The following is a 14813-nucleotide window of genomic DNA, read 5'->3' as shown; positions in this document are numbered from 1 at the left end:
GTTCATTTGCAAGGCATGGGCTGCGCAGCCAGAACGCTTCAAGCTTGATCCGCTCCAGCAAATGCCGGGACTAAACACCTAGACTGCCTCCCTACCCTCATGCGTCCGAACGTGGGTGGATCGCGGGGCCCAGGATGTGAATTGCCGTATGTGGCTTCGCTGCTCCGGCTGGCGGACACGTTGAAATACCTGGCGAACGCTCATCTGAATCCGCTGAACATCGGTCTCTGGTTCAGAGGTCGTTCTAGCCATGGTGAAATGCTTCGTCTTGTTGATGAAGAACAGTTCAAACAGGAGAGTTGAATGCAGATAAAGCGATTGTTGCCGGTGGCGTACCTTGCCAGTCTTGTCCTATGGACGTCGGCACCACCCGGTGTCTGCGATGACCTCCAATCCAGGCTCGCCGGCGATGGAGTGGCTGCAAGGCCAGCCATGGAGGGCAGCGGCTCGCGTTGTCCACAAAATGCCGATGGCACCTTTTGTTGGATGAGCTCGGACGTCGGCGCAGCATGGGCCTCGGGCTATAATGGGTCTGGCGTGTCGGTAACTGTCATAGATGACTTCACAAGTAACATGGGACAGGAGGGGGATCTCGGCCATGGGTCCCAATGGCGGCAACATGGGCAGTGGGTCGCTCAAGCAGCCGGCATGGTGGCGCCTGGCGCAAACATAACCGAGCTTGACTATTCGGAACAAGTTCCGCTCACGCTGAAGCAGGGCCTCAATGTCATTAATCTGAGCTATGGCCTTGACGAACCAGTGAGCGAGTACCGGCTTGAGCAGTCAATTGTCGATGCGGCTCGGGCGGGTGCTGCGGTCTTCACAAAGGCAGCCGGCAACGGGTCCGTAGCGGTAGATACCCTTGCCGATGGGGATATTGATTTCCTTGCTCTCGACCTGATTGGGAAGCAATCGGCAATCTTTGTGGGTGCGCTAGAGCGCAATGGCATTCCCGAAAGCAAGGCAAAGCTCGCCTCCTATTCGAATTACGCCGGTTCAGATTCGGAAGTGCAGAACCACTTCCTGACAGTGGGGGTCGAGAGCGACAAGACTGGCCTACCCGGAACGTCTGTCGCGGCATCTGTGGTTGCAGGCTATGCCGCTATCCTTGGCAGCAAGTTCACGTCCGCAACTCCAACACAGATTACCAATCAGCTGCTGGATACGGCCAGGACCGATACGCTCATCAATTACGATGCGGCAACTTATGGTCACGGGGAGGCCAGTCTTTCGAGGGCACTGGCACCCGTTTCGATCAGGTAGACGTGTATCCGATTGAGCAGCTAAACTTTCTGTGAGGCGTTAGAGCACAAAAATCGCCTCACAGAATTTGCCCCAGAAACCGCGCGGTTCGTGCCGATCCAATCGCAAACAAGAGGCATTGCGTTTTATCGAAGTCTGTTGGTTTGGCGGTCTGGCTGCGCTTGCAAAGCCGGCAAAAACGCAGATGTCGATCGGGTGTCGTCGTACGTTTCCGAGGCGATGGTCGCCTCATCGCAGCATGCCGACATGTGGATCGCTTCGTCTCAATCGCAAGGAAAGCGCTGGAAATCCCCAAGGCTCTGATGGGTGGTCGGACAGCGCGGCCGATCAATTCAAGCAACGCTCATGGAACGAGTTTTGCATGGCTATTTCAGCTGAACGACATTGCCGGAGAGAATATGCTGGAAAAATTCGAGCGTTACCCGCTCACCTTTGGACCCACGCCTATCGAGAAGCTCGACCGGCTCGGCAAGCATCTGGGTGGCAAGGTGGAGATCTACGCTAAACGCGAGGACTGCAACTCCGGTCTCGCATTCGGCGGGAACAAGCTGCGCAAGCTCGAATACATTATTCCCGACGCGATCGCGTCTGATGCCGATACGCTCGTCACCGTCGGCGGCGTGCAGTCCAACCACACGCGCATGGTCGCCGCGGTCGCCGCTAAGATCGGAATGAAATGTCTTCTGGTTCAGGAGAGCTGGGTTCCGCATGACGATGTCGTCTATGACCGGGTCGGCAACATTCTCTTGAGCCGCATCTTGGGCGCAGAGGTGAGCCTGGTCGACGAGGGCTTCGACATCGGCATCCGCGGTAGTTGGGAAAAAGCCCTCGATGAGGTCAAGGCAAGGGGCGGTAGGCCCTATGGGGTACCTGCTGGTGCCTCTGTCCACAAGTACGGCGGCCTTGGTTATGTCGGGTTCGCCGAGGAGGTGCGTGCGCAAGAGAAGCAGCTGGGGTTTGCCTTCGACTACATTGTCGTTTGCACGGTCACCGGTTCAACGCATGCCGGCATGATAGTCGGGTTCGCCGAGGACAGTCGACGGCGCAACGTGATTGGTATCGATGCCTCCGCCACGCCTGCAAAGACAAAGGCGCAGGTGCTTCGTATTGCCCAACATACAGCGATGCTCGTTGAGCTCGGAACGGACCTCGTCGAGGACGACGTGGTGTTGCTCGAAGACTATGCGTATCCGCGTTATGGCATTCCATCCCAGGAAACCAAGGAGGCGATCCGCCTGTGCGCTCGGCTCGAGGGCATAATTACGGATCCCGTCTATGAGGGCAAATCGATGCAAGGAATGATCGACCTCGTCCAGAGAGGTTTCTTTCCAGAGGGATCGCGCATTCTCTATGCCCATCTCGGAGGCGCGCCGGCGATCAACGGTTACGGCTACACTTTTCGCGACGGCTGATGCTCGACAGATCTCCACGTGCTGTGCCTGCCGTAACAGCGCTGGGCCAAGTTGACCGGAGGCCCGTTTACAAACCTAAGCGGGCAGCTGTCAACTGCCGCCACGACGTGGGGTCGTGGTCCTGGGCATGCTTGGCAGTGTTTGCCTGTGCTCAATGTGTCGTGGAGCCGCATAAGAAGGGAGAAGATGTGGCCGTTTGACTCTTTGTCATTTTGCGGTGCGGCGATGACCGCCGTGAATTTCATAAATTGTAAGCCACCGGCTGTCGCGCGGATGCGGAGGCATCTTCTCGATCAGGTGTGGAGGCTGTGGCCCAAGCTTGCTCGATCTGGTCGTCGTCGGCGAGCACATAACGGGATCCCCAGCGCAGTGGTGACCTGGGCCAAGCATGGGCGAGGGAAGAGGCCGCGAGCGTGACAGCGGGCAGATCGGTATCCGGCTCAACGAGGCCTTGCTCATACCTGTAGCGAGCGTCGATGATACTGTCGTCCCTTCGGCAATTTTCACCGAAACGGCGCGTTCAGCCGGCGCGTTGCCTTCGGGCGGGTTCGTCCACCTGGCGCTCTTTTTAGACTAGCACTTCGTGCGTGAGGGCTACGACGTAGCTGAGCCGCTGCATACGGAGAGGTGCGCGCGCGAGGCGACGATGAGGTCGACTTGTCCCACGATCGCCTCTACGTAGCTGTAAGTGTCGACAAATACATATCGGCCTGGTTCTCGATCTTCGAAACAGGGGCTTGCTTGATCTTGAGGGTCGAGGCAATCTCTGCTTGGAGTTCCCGGCCGCACGGCGCAGCTCGCCGAGGCTCTCGACGTCCGTCCTTTGACTCTTCCAAAAGTGAGTGGATACGCTCCCGACGCTGCTCAGGGAGGCTGCGATCACTTCATCAAGCTTGGGCTCCATCATTTTCTTCTCTTCTTCGCCGCCGCGGGCGGGTGAGATCTCCCCTGATAGCGTTTGTTCGATGGCGTGCTGATTTGGTGGCCCGGAACGGGAAGTCACATCTGGCCATTGCCATCGCCCGCGCGCTCATCCGTGACGGCAAGCGCGGTCGCTTCTTCAACGCGACAACGACCGCACTGCTCGATTATCTCACCCATTATTGCGAGATCATCAAATTCGGACATGAATCCTGGCGCTTCAAGAACCGCGCCTGATCACCCGATCGCCCAAGACGATCCGCGCTCGCCGGGCTTCGCAACCCAGACCAGCTCCGCCGGGCGAGCGCTAAGCGCGATGTGCTGCAGCCGATTTTTACCGAGATAGGAGCGAAAGCTCGCATCCGAAATGTCTTGGAACTGATACGGTTGCTTCCGATGAGAGCAAAGACCTTGCCGGGCCGACCGGACGTCTGGCTGATAAACCATGCGGCGGTGCGGCCGGCCTTCCAGTCGTCAGTCCCCACAAAGCCGGTCCGGCTGGCAGCGGACACGTCGCTGACTTAGGCGATCACCGGAACGCCCTTGACACGCAACTCGCCAATCACCTGGCCGACGAGCGGGTGATCGGCCGAGATCACCGCGATTGAATCGGCGCTCTCGCCTATCTTGACCAGATTGGCAGCGATCGATTCGGGGGAAGGGTCCTCCTCGAAGAGCAAGTCTGGCCCAATAACCGCGTCTGTGCGTCGCGCAACCGAGAAGCGCCTCGGCCCAGATCTGACAGAGCGGGCCGGTGCGATTGCACATGAGAAAGCTCAAGTGCCGATGCGGGAGATTGTCCGCCTGCGTTCGTGCAGCGGCCCCGAACTGCGGAAGCCGATCTGCTGCGCTGCGCTCAAGATGAGGTCGGCCGTCTGCGGTCGCAGTTGCCAGTTCCGTGCAAGAGCCGATTGACCGTGGAAACACTTACGCCCGCGGCTTTCGCCAGATCGGCGATCGTTGGCCTGTTCACCAGCCGCCTCTCATATGCAATTCGTGAATGACGTCTTCCAAGTGCAATGCATGTCAGCGCAAAAGAGGCGTACGTTTCCGGATCCTTCGAGGAGAGGCCTGACATGTTGCAAGAAATCTCCGCGCCGCCTGACGCCATATCGGCAAGATTGTTCGGCCGCGGCCTTTTTTCCCGATCGCACCACGCGCTGCGACTGTGCGATCCGAAGCCGCGCGGCGCGCTGCAACGCGAAGGCGCCAATCTGGCTGACCTCAACGGACAGCGCTTTCGGGACCTCAACAACACTTTCGCCATCCTGATGCATAGGGATGGCTTTGCCCCGGCGCTTGATGCCGTTGCGCGCATCCTTCTTGACGGCAGCCGTCTTTTGAATTCGACGGCACACGACATCGACCTTGCTGAGCTACCTGCTCGATTGTTTTCCGTTGGTCGAGCAGATCCATTTCGTCAAAATCGATACTGAGGCTGTGACGATCGCCATCAAGGCTGCACGCCCATTCACTAAGCGCACGAGCATTGCCAGATCGAAGGGCGCCTATCAGGTATCCTTTGATTGGGCCGAGGCGGGGCCAGGGGAGGATATCCGCAACATCGCTTCGCCGCAGGCGCCTGCGCCTGTGCCGGCTTACGCAGGCGCCGGCATCGATTGCCGATGAGGTCGTCATACCTCGCTTCAATGATGCCGATGCTGGTTATGGACGTGCATAGGCGATCCTCCACATAAGAGCAGGCTCGGCAATCAATCGCCTCTCGTGGAAACCACAACCTCTCGTTTTTCTTGGCAGTACGCTCCACGATCAATCCGACCGGGATCAAGGACAGCCGCAGCCTGCTTGCAATGGTGCTGCCCAAACAGCGCCACGCGAACGGCGAAGATCATCAAGGTCGATGGTATGGAACAGCCCTTAGAAACGGCATCGAAGGCGTCTATCCTAGTCGTGCTGAATATTACAAACAGAAGGAAAGGATCTATGGAGCAGATTGCCACCGTCGGCCTGGATCTGCGCGCTCACGTTTTTCATGGGCGGCTACGGGTGCCTCTTTGCAGGATCGGAATTGCTCCCATCCCGCTGCGCGAAGGTTACACTCGACGCAGGTCCCGCAACCGAAACCCAAGCTATGTCTATGCTCGCGGTTTCCGCTATAGCAGGTGTGGCTTCCTTCGCAGATGAGCTCCACTAGCGCCTCGCCGCCCAACCAATCCGCCAACGCCCAGGTCTGCGCTTTGTCGAGCCGCATGAGGGGTGTGTGAATGACGAAATGCGTCTCCATTGCAAGGTTCAGGGCAAGTTGCATCGCTCTAATTGCGTCATCTCGACAATCCGGGTAGCTAAAACGATCCGTCTCGGACACGCCGATCACGAGATGTTTCGCGCCCACCCTGTAAGCTATCGCGGCCGCAAATCCGAGGAACAGAAGGTTGCGGCCGGGCACGAAGGTATTTGTTAGACCGTTCGCGTTCAGTGCGATCTCGACGTCGCGCGTGAGCGCGGTATCACTGATTTGGCCGAGCACGGCCATGTCAATCATGTGGTCCTCGCCTAGTGTACCACGCCAGGCCGGAAAGTCTGTTCGAATGCGCTCGATCAAGTAAGGCCGCACATCGAGCTCGATGCGATGCCGCTGCCCATAGTCGAAGCCGATTGTCTCGACGCGCTCGAAGTTCTCCAGCGCCCAAGCCAGGCAGGTTGTCGAATCCTGGCCGCCGGAGAAAAGGACGAGTGCGGTTCCCGGATCTCGTTGCATTGGGTCAACCCTCGTATTCAGCCAGCACAGCGGTGTCTCATAGACTGTCACCGAGCACACTTGGCCAAGAAGCGGCTTGGTTTGGTTCCAGATCCAGACCGCAATGTTTTCCGCTGTCGGATTGTCGAGACCCTCAACCTCGTTCAGGTACTGATGGTCGAGACGTTGCAGAAGGGGTCCGAACACAGCCTCGACATCGAAGAAATCGATGACAAAGCCCGTGTTTGGGTCGACGGGCCCTTCCAGACGCAGTTCCACACGGTATGAGTGGCCATGCATGCGGTGACAGCGGTGGGTGTCTGGAACGCGCGGAAGACGGTGCGCTGCCTCGAAGGTGAAAGCTTGCGTAATTTTCATGGGATCCCGAGAAGCTTGTGGGTTTGCAGGCTCAAGCGCCAACGTGGGTTGCTAAGACAATAGGCCACTGCGGCGGCTGTATTCGCTTCGCGCTCGGGCCCATCCATCGGCTGAAGCAAAAGGTGCTCAAACGCGAGAACTTCGAAATGTGCGGGCTCCGCGCCAATCTGAGGATATACAAGCTTTAGCTCGTTCCCTGCCATGACCACGAGGTGTGCATTGCATTTCGGACTGACGCACAGCCAGTCGATGCCGTCGGGTGTGGGGATGGTACCGTTGGTCTCCACGGCAATTTCAAACGCCGAGGAATGCAGCGCTTCCAGGAGTTCTTCATCGATCTGGAGAAGGGGGGTTCCCCTCCGGTGAGCACCACAAGACGCTGCCCAGTTCCCGACCCGCGCCAGGCTTGCTCGACCGCCAACGCAAGCTCCCGTGCGGTGGCAAAATGTCCGCCAACGGGGCCATCTACCCCAACGAAATCGGTGTCGCAGAATCCGCAGAATGCGCTTTCCCGGTCGCCTTCACGTCCCGACCAAAGGTTACAGCCGGCGAAACGACAAAATATGGCAGCCCGCCCGGCATTTCGTCCTTCACCTTGAAGGGTGTAGAAAATTTCCTTGACGGCGTATGACATTGCTTAACCGGCCTTCGAGTGAGCAAGGGAGCATCTCTGCTGGCTTACGAGACACGGCAATAGGTGGGAAATCTCCCACTGCACGTTTTGCAGGTCGTTCCACCTTCGAGGGTCGTTACCGAAAACCCACTCGCCCGAACTCCATGGAGAATTAGGTCTCAGCAGGGCAAGGCTGCGGGGAAGGGCCCCTCGCTCCTTGAAGCCTATCACCTCGAGAAACGCCTCGATCACATCGCTCATGCCGATGATGCCTTGACGAGAGGACGAGGCGTGAGAATCCTGGCGTCTCCTCGAAAGCCTGCCTCACAGCACAGAAGAACTCGCTCATCAGCCGCAAGCCGCGTTCCAGGATGAGGCGGTCGAGCGACGAGTATGTCGTGTGCGGCGGCGGCGCCGAGAAAATCCGCCATGTCCTGATCGGTGATCTGAAGGGCTTCACGATGGTCTTGCCGGCGATGAATTCGGCAAGCGGCGAGGAAGCGGTTATGTTCGAGCCGCGGCCGAAGGTCTGGAAGGTTACGGCGGAGATTGTCGGCGTCTTACGGTCGAAAGCCATGGTCAATTTAAGCCCATCGCCATAGGCTACGGCGCCGACATTGCCGGGCGCTTTGGGGATGTCCAAAGCGCCGACATTGTTCGGGTTGATGAAACCACCTTGTCGCTGATGACGTAGACGTTGCCGGTGTCACCCCGCATGGCTCCGATCCTTGTCGTTATCGCCGCTAGCCGAAGACTTGCCTAGGCGCATTCGTCCCGCGCGTTGGGATTGTCGAAGAGAAAGCCCGAGGACTCCAGGTCCGTGACAAAGTCAGCCGTCATGCCGGCGAGATGGGGTTGGGAGCTTGCGTCCACGAAAACCTTGACCCCGTCCGTCTCCATGACGGCATCCCCTCGCGCGAGACACTTTCCAGACCCATCAGGTATTTGAGGCCGGCGTAGCGCCCGCCTCGACCAGGATGCGAAAGCCTTCCGCCGGTTCGTCGGCGAAGCGCGGCCTTGACGGCGGCGACGACGTTTTCAGTGTGTGTAATCATGGGACTATTTTCTTTCTTGCTGATGCGTTCGGAAGCCACGCTGCACAGAACGTGCCAGCGAGAACAATCCATTAAAACAACGGTTTAGCGGATTGGCCCGGTCTGACATCCAACAATTGCGGTCATATGAATTTTGATCAAGTGAACGCTGGGAACTCTTAGTGGTGCTGCGCTCCAATAGCCGCGCCATCGTCACCACCGGACAATCGACAACCCTTCGATTGCGCCTTCTCGAGCAGGCGCCGTCGTCAGCTCGTGGGTGCCGAACACCACTCGCGTGCTCGGCCCTCACCCTCTCCAGCGCTATCGCTACGTTGCCGTACTGGTTTCCAGGTTCTTATGACTAAAACCAGAACGCCCCGTAGGTTGTTCTTATTCGCCAAGGTTAGGGCGGTGTGATCGACCAATTGATTAAATCTGCGGCCTGCTGAAGAATTATCCGGGTCTGAACATGACTGGCTGAAACGGCGATGACATGTCCAATGCGGTCTCGGCTATCGCCTTTCCTGGCGATCCGCGCCTTAGGTTCGATATACCACTCGACCTCCGACACGCCTGAGACAGCAGCCGCCCGAGTGTCGCCATGCATCCAATCCTCGTTCCGTCGCGATCAGAAATCAGGAACCGCGCGGACGCCGTTTCGGTAGGGCTTCTCCGCAAACTGCGTTGGGCGCCGGTCACAAGTTTGATGTGCTCGGTGATGAGATCCACACCATAAGCCAGCTGAACTAATTCAGGAGCCGGCGAAGCTGGAAGATGCGGGCTAACTCCAATCACAACTGGACCACCGTTCGTCAGCCGGAGCTCAATGTTCGTTGGCCCCCAGCCAAGGCCCAGTGCCTGCAAGCAATTCAGCGAAATTTCGGATATTTTTTTATCCTCGCTTTCGGTCAGTACAGCCGGATAGGTCAACTCGCGGCAGATGAAACTGGGCCATTGACAGAACTCACCGATGGCAATGCCAATTAATTCGTTTCCTATCATGTTAACGTGGTATTGGGGTCCCTTTATGAAATCCTCCACCAGTATGCGACGAGCAGTACGCGCGGTCTGCTTCGCCCCAAAAAGACTGGTTGTGTGTGCTGCTAATTCTTCGAGATTTCTGCACAATCTAGCGCGGGTGCTTCCGCTTCCTAAAGCTGGCTTGACAACCACCGGCAGCCCGATCTCACTCGCAAAGCTTTCGGCCTCCATCCCGTTTGCTGCCATGTGATACGCGGGTACTGAAACGCCAGCCTCCGAGAGAAGCTGACGTTGAGTGAATTTGTCGGAGCATTGTTCAATCGCAACAGGGTTCGGTCCCGCTAGACCGAAGTGCCGGCACAGCTTACCGACTGTCGCGGAAGCGAAAAACTTGTCGCTCGCGAATCCAGTAATACCAGCAATGTAATACCTTGTGCGCAGCCCGTAACACTCGCGGATCAGCGCATCGATGTTGGCTGTATCAACGCCAATAGCCTCAATGCGTCCCGCCGCAACATATCCGTACCGAGACGGATCTACGGCCAAGGTAATTGGGTGAAACCCGAGATGTTCAGCCGCTTGGATGCAGAGCGGACCATTGCCCCTATCACCTTCTAGCAGGATGAGCGCTTTTCTTCCCATGGTTCGGACTCCGATATTGCGTGCTATGCGGCGGCCTGGAGCGCAAGCAAGCACTGCGCCCGATTTCGGACTTGGCTGTGAGGCATGCAACAGGCTCAGCGCCGCCGACGTTTAGGCGCTGCTAAAAACATAGTTCACCAAATCACGCGAACACCGCGTGCCTTTGCTCGATCACGCCAGTGCAGCGAGCGCTTGTCGCCCACGGAGTGTTCTCATTTTGGTTAGTCGCAGCCGACTAGGCACCAATATCCGCCAACCGCAGGTGGGACTGCCCCCCAAAAAGAACGTTGATCATCATCAGGCTGCGAATGAGGCCGACCCGCGTCGGACTCCTACTTACCTTCAAGGAAGACTTAGTTTGGCCGTGCGGCCACCATCCACGACAAAGATCTGGCCGGTGACGAATGCAGCTTCGTCGGAGGCAATCCACGCGACCATAGCCGCGACCTCCCCAACGCGACCAGTTCGTCCCAACGGATGAATAGTACCCAGCCTTCCTCGCGCCTGCTTCGGCAACGCGGCGACGAAATTGGTGTTAAGCTCCGTATCGATCCAGCCAGGAGCCACGCCATTGCAGCGTACGCCGTCTGGCCCCCCATCGACCGCCACGGCACGCGTCAGGCCATGCAGGCCTGCCTTCGAGGCACAATAGGCGGCATGCCCTGGGTTGGAGGCCAATCCCTCTATCGAGCCGATATTAACAATTGAGCCGCGGCTTCTCCGAAGATGAGGCATGGCGCGACGGATCAGCAGAAAAGGAGCATCAAGATTGAGCGCCATTGTGCGTTGCCACTCGTCCAGCCCCGTCTCATCTACCTTTGCCTCAACCATCCGCCCAGCGTTGTTGACGAGGATATCTAGGCGGCCGGCCTTTTGGACGACATGGTCAATCACCATGTCCGAAACCCCGGGATCACAAAGATCCGCGACGATCGCTTCTACATCCCCGGTCTCTTCAAGCTGAACCCCAAAGACTCTGGCTCCGCCGCTAACAAGCCTACCGGCGATTGCCGCCCCAATGCCCCTGCTGGCCCCGGTCACCAAGGCGACTCTCCCGACAAAAGGCTTCATGCGAGTGTCCCTTCACCATTCACCCCGCTAACCGCACCGTCCATGAGACGCACGCGGCCGTCCTGGTTGACCCGAACACCTTCTGGCGCATAGTCGAGACGACCCCTTCGTCCGGTCGGCGGAGCGAGCACCGGCTTGGGCATCGCCCTGAGCGAGCGCCAGATGAATAGGGGCATTTCTGCCTCCGAATGCGCGGACACCTTATGGCTAACCGCCTGTGGCGTGGGATCCGCGATACTAACCTCAAGATTCTCAATCCGCGCCGACGGCCTGATCTGTTTATGCGCACGTCGCGCGAGGCCAAGCTGGCGCCCCCGTTGGTTGCCGTTAGTCAATTCGAATTGAAATGCACGCATCTGCGGTAAAGACCTTTCTTCGTTAGGGTGCTGAGCCTTCGTCCGGTTCCAGTACTATTTTATGGGTTTCGAAGGCATCCGCAAAAACATCCTTGTCTAAAAACATACTGTAATTGAGCCAGTTCGTTGAGCATTGCGATGATCCATTGGCATAAAGAATTAAGCCAATCGGCTATCGATCCTTTTTTTGCTTTGTCCTCGGCCCGCCGCGCGCGCGCGCCTTCTTCAGGAAGTTGGTTTGCGGAGCTGCACAGAGATTGCCATAACAAACCTCCTCACCCTTATAGTTTGCTAAAGCCTGCAGCAAATTCGGTAGAAGGTGCTGTTTCAGTTCGTCCAGCATTGGTTTCGGACTGTCCAGCGACTGCAGTGCGAACTCGACCAACTCGACCGCGCGATCTTGGTTGCCGCTCTCGTGGTAGTATCGAGCGACCGCCGGATACGTCCGGAACTTGTGGCCGTCGCCTTGCGGTGGATTGAGTGCAAGTAGCTGCTCTGCCAGCTCGCTGCCGAGCGAGAAACGCTCAGGTGACGGAAGATGCGAGTGATCATGCGCCGGACCGAAGAGTTGGTCTAGTGCTGCTAGCATCCAATGCTCGGACTTCCTTTCGATGGCGTCGCGCGCCAATTGGCGTACGACAGGCAACCCAGTCCGCATATCCTTCTTTCTGTGAAGCAGTAGATGCGCATGAGCCAGGCGGAAATTGATGTCGCCGGGCATCAAGGCGGTGCCCTCCTGGACTACCGAGAGGGCCGTATTCCAGTCCAGGTTCCTCACTGCGGCCCAAAATCTCTTATTCATTGACTTGTTCAACGCTAGTTCGGTCGCTGTGAGCTCTCCGTCCGCGATCCGGTTCGCGTTGGTAGCTTGCGCGGCGCCAGCTGCCGCTGAGCACTTTCGGCAAGAGGTCATCGAGTTCTGTCCGGTGACCGATAGAGGCTATACGGCCATCTGGATCGGTCACAAACGAGCTCGGAGCTGCGGCGAAAAAGCTGGCATCCGGCCAAGGCCTTTCCATTTCGCCTGTATAGTTGAGCGCGATCGGGAAATTCGGGTTCAAGCACTTTTGGCTCAATAGCGTCCAGCTTAGCTCCCGCCTCAACCGTCATTACCACGCGTTCACGAGCTGCCACTCCGATAATCTCGACTCCACTTTCCTTGAACGTTTCCTGCGACTGCTTCAGGTGGCGCATCGCCGCCGCATATGATTCGGTCCCAGTTGCCGAAAATCCCACAAGGTAAAGTTTGCTGGGGTGGAAATGTGCGATGGGCCCGTCACGCAGCCAAGTCCCCGCATTAATCGAAGGAGCCGGCGACCCCATCTGCAAAAGCATATTGCTCTCCATCACCGTGCCAAAGTTGCGCGGCTTTATGGCAAGTTATTCCTGAGACGGTGCACCGGGCCGACTGAAGGAGTGTTTCGATGGTCATGCGGTTTAGGATGCGGTCAGCCGGCAATCAGTTTTGCTGCATTCGAGTAGCAAGGGCCGTGCCAGCGTGCCGAACGCCAGTAATTGCTTAACAGGACCGAATGACAACCTTGTAACGCAAGAGCGCCGAATGTAGTGAAGCCGACATTTTGCCGGTGTTTGTTTTGAACCGGACATTTTGTCAGCCGCTGAAGCAAATTGTGGCGAAGCACGGTCGTGCGCACTTTTGCTACCAAGCAGGGCTAATTGGTTACAATCTGTATCGGCTCATCACCGCTCTGGGCCAGTCCTGCGCGGTGGTGGCACCCTCACTCGTCCCGAGGAAGCCAAGTGAGCGGGTGAAAACCAATCGTAGCGACGTGGTTGCATTAGCCAGACTCCTGCGAGCCGGGGGAGCTCACGCCGGTGTCGGTCCTGACGAGACTCACGAAGCGATTCGCGACGTTGTGCGTGCTCGCGCTGGGCCGCTGGAGACCTTGCGGGGCGCATCGACAACAAGTCAGCGCGTCCATGCCAAAGCACAGTCGGACCTTCCCACGTAAGAAGTCCTGGGGTGCTCGCCATCTACGACGAGACACTCGGCTGCGTGCATTAAGCCATAGGCGGCGCCGGTGGCGGCCCCAACCTCCATTTCCATCAGCCGCTCGGCAGCAAAGCCGATCATCGCGCGCAGGAGATCGGCATCCGCGGTCTTCTCCACGAGCGTGCGCAGGTTCATCATGTCGTCGCTCATCGGTAGTCCTTCCGAATAGGGTTGGCGTCAACAACCAAAGCCCGATGACCACCGACACGCCGCTCACTCGCTACAGCGCGACTAACGGCGCGCTCGCGAGCGGCTTCGTAACCGCCGAGCTACACCAACTGTGGGGAGCACGTCATGCCAAGCTGATGACTGTTTGTGGGTGCAAGTCCCATCCGGCCAAAGCCGTAGCGGGCAAGCCGGGACCGAGTTTTGCGGGGCATCGCAGTAACGCGGGGTCTGAAGTGTAGACAGGAGCCATGCGGGGTGCGGGAATGAGTCTCGGAAGGTGGATGTTCGCGGAGGCCGAGTGCGTTCCCTACTCACGAAGGCAATATGAGTGTCGTCGCTATGCGAGACGATGCCGCTCCGCCGGGGTCGAAGGCCGGATCACGCATGGAAGGTAATCATCGGAACATGAGAGGCCCGACCGGGTCCGCTGGATTGGTCTCCAGCGGGGGACAGCAGCAAGGCACTGCCAGAGTTGCTGTCCGAGCTGAGGTGGGAGTCGGATTGGTTCATAGTACCCGTGAAGCCGTCGAAGGAGAAGAGACGCGTGGAGGGAAGGGACCAGCCCGAGGGGAGCCTGCGCGGGGAAGCCAAGGTCCGGACACAGAGCCGGGTTGCCTTGCCGCCGAACCTCGAGTGGGTGAACGGGGCGGCCAGGCAGCACTTCGTTTACCACCGCCGGATGCCAGCAGAAGACGACATCGAGATCGTTAAAGGCGCCGGCTCTAGCCATAAAGGTCTTACCCCCTCCAGCTTCCTCTGCCGGGCAGCCGTAAAAGCGCACTGTACCTTCAATACGTTCAGCTGCGAGCGCATCCTTTAATGCAACTGCTGCAAGCGCCGACCCGGCGCCGAGAAGATTGTGCCCGCAGCCATAACCTGGTCCACCGTCCGTCGAGCTGCGTTTAGTTGCTTTCGAGACTTGAGCAAGATCAGGAAGTGCATCGTATTCGCCGAGGATGCCGATGATGGGGCTGCCTTGGCCGAACTCGGCGATGAAGGCGGTTTTCATGCCGCCGACATTCTTGGTGATACGAAAACCTTCGCGCTCGCATGGCGATGTGCTCGGCAACCGAGCGATGCTCCTCAAATGCTAATTCTGGCATTGCCCAGATGCGGTCGCTTAAGGCGCAGTAGTCGGCAGCTTTCGCATTCACGTGACGGACGATTTCATCAAGGCTAAGAGGGTCATTTTCCATAGTTATTGAAGTCCCTGAGGTTACGGCTATCGTTACGGCAAGCAGGCGTTGAGTTTCCTACCG

General features: G+C 58.0%; 13 protein-coding genes and 6 pseudogenes. 6 read left to right on the top strand and 13 right to left on the bottom strand.

Annotated elements, in window-relative coordinates; translation table 11 throughout:
- Window positions 1-150: 150 nt before the first annotated feature.
- From AC0L3E_RS33585 to AC0L3E_RS33570, 4 genes are all read left to right on the top strand, one after another.
- Window positions 151-303 (top strand): hypothetical protein, encoded by a 153-nt coding sequence (locus AC0L3E_RS33585; protein ID WP_473606754.1) that lies wholly within the window; start codon window positions 151-153, stop codon window positions 301-303.
- Window positions 304-1263 carry a S8/S53 family peptidase gene (locus tag AC0L3E_RS33580; RefSeq protein ID WP_473606753.1) on the top strand — a complete coding sequence of 320 codons (960 nt, stop codon included), beginning with the start codon at window positions 304-306 and terminating at the stop codon, window positions 1261-1263.
- Window positions 1264-1661: 398 nt separating this feature from the next.
- A complete protein-coding gene (locus AC0L3E_RS33575) occupies window positions 1662-2675 on the top strand; it encodes a 1-aminocyclopropane-1-carboxylate deaminase (protein ID WP_473606759.1) in 1014 nt (337 codons plus the stop codon).
- A gap of 981 nt (window positions 2676-3656) precedes the next feature.
- Window positions 3657-3833, top strand: a complete 177-nt coding sequence (locus tag AC0L3E_RS33570) for a hypothetical protein (RefSeq protein ID WP_473606760.1) — start codon at window positions 3657-3659, stop codon at window positions 3831-3833.
- A gap of 284 nt (window positions 3834-4117) precedes the next feature.
- Here AC0L3E_RS33570 and AC0L3E_RS33565 read toward each other — a convergent pair whose 3' ends face one another.
- Window positions 4118-4276, bottom strand: a complete 159-nt coding sequence (locus AC0L3E_RS33565) for a hypothetical protein (RefSeq protein WP_473606751.1) — start codon at window positions 4274-4276, stop codon at window positions 4118-4120.
- A 396-nt stretch (window positions 4277-4672) separates the two neighbouring features.
- Here AC0L3E_RS33565 and AC0L3E_RS33560 point away from each other — a divergent pair, with 396 nt between their 5' ends.
- On the top strand, window positions 4673-5032 hold the full coding sequence (locus AC0L3E_RS33560; RefSeq protein ID WP_473606750.1) for a hypothetical protein: 360 nt from the start codon (window positions 4673-4675) through the stop codon (window positions 5030-5032).
- 506 nt (window positions 5033-5538) lie between these two features.
- On the opposite strand, the gene queC is transcribed toward AC0L3E_RS33560, so the two are convergent.
- From queC to AC0L3E_RS33510, 10 genes and pseudogenes are all read right to left on the bottom strand, one after another.
- Entirely contained in the window at window positions 5539-6315 is a 777-nt protein-coding gene (queC, locus tag AC0L3E_RS33555) for a 7-cyano-7-deazaguanine synthase QueC (RefSeq protein ID WP_473606758.1), read from the bottom strand.
- Window positions 6316-6339: 24 nt separating this feature from the next.
- Window positions 6340-6672: pseudogene (gene queD, locus AC0L3E_RS33550) on the bottom strand (6-carboxytetrahydropterin synthase QueD); the annotation flags it as partial.
- Window positions 6669-7306 (bottom strand): annotated as a pseudogene (gene queE, locus AC0L3E_RS33545) (7-carboxy-7-deazaguanine synthase). The pseudogenes queD and queE, both read right to left, overlap by 4 nt.
- Window positions 7307-7457: 151 nt before the next feature.
- Window positions 7458-7928 carry an iron-sulfur cluster assembly scaffold protein gene (locus AC0L3E_RS33540; RefSeq protein WP_473606749.1) on the bottom strand — a complete coding sequence of 157 codons (471 nt, stop codon included), beginning with the start codon at window positions 7926-7928 and terminating at the stop codon, window positions 7458-7460.
- A gap of 116 nt (window positions 7929-8044) precedes the next feature.
- A pseudogene (locus tag AC0L3E_RS33535) lies at window positions 8045-8340 on the bottom strand (iron-sulfur cluster assembly accessory protein).
- 385 nt (window positions 8341-8725) lie between these two features.
- Window positions 8726-8929, bottom strand: coding sequence for a hypothetical protein (locus AC0L3E_RS33530; RefSeq protein ID WP_473606747.1), 204 nt, complete (start codon window positions 8927-8929; stop codon window positions 8726-8728).
- A 224-nt stretch (window positions 8930-9153) separates the two neighbouring features.
- Window positions 9154-9945, bottom strand: a pseudogene (locus AC0L3E_RS33525) (ATP-grasp domain-containing protein); the annotation flags it as partial.
- Window positions 9946-10287: 342 nt separating this feature from the next.
- Window positions 10288-11016, bottom strand: a complete 729-nt coding sequence (locus AC0L3E_RS33520) for an SDR family NAD(P)-dependent oxidoreductase (RefSeq protein ID WP_473606746.1) — start codon at window positions 11014-11016, stop codon at window positions 10288-10290.
- Window positions 11013-11192 (bottom strand): hypothetical protein, encoded by a 180-nt coding sequence (locus AC0L3E_RS33515; protein WP_473606745.1) that lies wholly within the window; start codon window positions 11190-11192, stop codon window positions 11013-11015. The genes AC0L3E_RS33520 and AC0L3E_RS33515 overlap by 4 nt, the downstream gene beginning before the upstream one ends.
- Window positions 11193-11544: 352 nt before the next feature.
- Complete coding sequence (locus AC0L3E_RS33510; RefSeq protein WP_473606744.1) at window positions 11545-12093, bottom strand: hypothetical protein; 549 nt, start codon at window positions 12091-12093, stop codon at window positions 11545-11547.
- 919 nt (window positions 12094-13012) lie between these two features.
- Between AC0L3E_RS33510 and AC0L3E_RS33505 the strand changes: the two are divergent.
- A pseudogene (locus AC0L3E_RS33505) lies at window positions 13013-13370 on the top strand (IS110 family transposase); the annotation flags it as partial.
- A 28-nt stretch (window positions 13371-13398) separates the two neighbouring features.
- Here the strand turns inward: AC0L3E_RS33505 and AC0L3E_RS33500 are convergent.
- Together AC0L3E_RS33500 and AC0L3E_RS33495 are read right to left on the bottom strand one after the other, a co-directional pair.
- Window positions 13399-13536, bottom strand: a pseudogene (locus tag AC0L3E_RS33500) (IS256 family transposase); the annotation flags it as partial.
- Window positions 13537-13891: 355 nt separating this feature from the next.
- Window positions 13892-14563 carry a M20/M25/M40 family metallo-hydrolase gene (locus AC0L3E_RS33495; RefSeq protein WP_473606757.1) on the bottom strand — a complete coding sequence of 224 codons (672 nt, stop codon included), beginning with the start codon at window positions 14561-14563 and terminating at the stop codon, window positions 13892-13894.
- Window positions 14564-14813 lie beyond the last annotated feature (250 nt).

The sequence above is a fragment of the Mesorhizobium sp. WSM4822 genome (genome assembly GCF_055811155.1).
The sequence above is the reverse complement of the archived record's forward strand: the minus strand, read 5'-3'. Positions and strand labels throughout refer to the sequence as shown.

Excerpts from the sequence above, each read along its gene's own strand:
- AC0L3E_RS33580 (WP_473606753.1), top strand. The coding sequence starts at position 304 with ATGCAGATAAAGCGATTGTTGCCGGTGGCGTACCTTGCCAGTCTTGTC.
- AC0L3E_RS33575 (WP_473606759.1), top strand. The coding sequence starts at position 1,662 with ATGCTGGAAAAATTCGAGCGTTACCCGCTCACCTTTGGACCCACGCCT.
- AC0L3E_RS33560 (WP_473606750.1), top strand. The coding sequence starts at position 4,673 with ATGTTGCAAGAAATCTCCGCGCCGCCTGACGCCATATCGGCAAGATTG.
- queC (WP_473606758.1), bottom strand. The coding sequence starts at position 6,315 with ATGCAACGAGATCCGGGAACCGCACTCGTCCTTTTCTCCGGCGGCCAG.
- AC0L3E_RS33530 (WP_473606747.1), bottom strand. The coding sequence starts at position 8,929 with ATGCATGGCGACACTCGGGCGGCTGCTGTCTCAGGCGTGTCGGAGGTC.
- AC0L3E_RS33520 (WP_473606746.1), bottom strand. The coding sequence starts at position 11,016 with ATGAAGCCTTTTGTCGGGAGAGTCGCCTTGGTGACCGGGGCCAGCAGG.
- AC0L3E_RS33515 (WP_473606745.1), bottom strand. The coding sequence starts at position 11,192 with ATGCCCCTATTCATCTGGCGCTCGCTCAGGGCGATGCCCAAGCCGGTG.
- AC0L3E_RS33510 (WP_473606744.1), bottom strand. The coding sequence starts at position 12,093 with ATGCCCGGCGACATCAATTTCCGCCTGGCTCATGCGCATCTACTGCTT.
- AC0L3E_RS33495 (WP_473606757.1), bottom strand. The coding sequence starts at position 14,563 with ATGAAAACCGCCTTCATCGCCGAGTTCGGCCAAGGCAGCCCCATCATC.